This window comes from Corynebacterium sp. MSK006 (genome assembly GCF_030232385.1).
Classification (GTDB): Bacteria; Actinomycetota; Actinomycetes; order Mycobacteriales; family Mycobacteriaceae; genus Corynebacterium; species Corynebacterium frankenforstense_A.
In genome coordinates, this window is the sequence record NZ_JASPJZ010000039.1 from 1 (window position 1) to 261 (window position 261).

The 261-nt window shown below is 72.0% G+C and carries 1 protein-coding gene; it reads right to left on the minus strand.

What is annotated here, in order from left to right; all coding sequences use genetic code 11:
* Nucleotides 1-67 precede the first annotated feature (67 nt).
* Nucleotides 68-261 (minus strand): hypothetical protein (locus QQA02_RS11615; RefSeq protein WP_284864353.1); only part of this gene is annotated, 194 nt, incomplete at its 5' end.

Genomic DNA, 261 nt, shown 5'->3' on the forward strand with positions numbered 1-261 from the left:
GCGAGGATCTCCCACGCACTACCGCGCGTCCGCGGGGCTTCCGGCCAGCCCAGGTGAGCCGGGCCGCTTAAGCGGCCTGGGTGGTGCGGCCGGCGGCGTGCTCGGCCATCATCCGACGCGCCAGAGTCGGCGTGGCATCCCGCTGCTTCCTTCCACCGGGCAACACCCGGAAGACATCCAACCCGTCACGCTCGACCCGCCCGTGACGGACCGGCCCGTCAGGGTCGTCGTCGTTGGCGGCGTTGTGGTACCTGCACAGCG